This is a genomic window from Cobetia sp. SIMBA_158, assembly GCF_046566945.1.
Classification (GTDB): Bacteria; Pseudomonadota; Gammaproteobacteria; order Pseudomonadales; family Halomonadaceae; genus Cobetia; species Cobetia amphilecti.
This window is the reverse complement of record NZ_JAWJYL010000735.1, coordinates 1-253: the sequence shown is the minus strand read 5'-3', so window position 1 is coordinate 253 and position 253 is coordinate 1. Positions and strand designations below refer to the sequence as shown.

Sequence of the window (253 nt, the reverse complement as noted above, 5' to 3'; positions counted from 1 at the left end):
AGAATCGTTCCGCCGATACCGCCGCCCGTCACGCCGTCTGGCAGCAAGCACAGCGCCTGATCCGCGAGGACCGCGTCGATCTGGTGGCCCTCGACGAGCTGACCTACATGGCCAAGTTCGGCTATCTGCCGCTGGAGGGGGTGATGACGGCACTCGAGAATCGCCCTCCGGAGCAGCCCGTCATCGTCACCGCACGCCAAGCCAACCGTGAAGTCGGCGCCCGTGCCGATCCCGTCACCGCCATGACCAAGAT

1 protein-coding gene is annotated in these 253 nt (G+C 66.0%); it reads left to right on the top strand.

Annotated features, from left to right (window positions below; genetic code table 11):
* The coding region (locus R2R70_RS21755) for a cob(I)yrinic acid a,c-diamide adenosyltransferase (RefSeq protein WP_410979161.1) at positions 1-253 on the top strand (253 nt) is incomplete at both ends.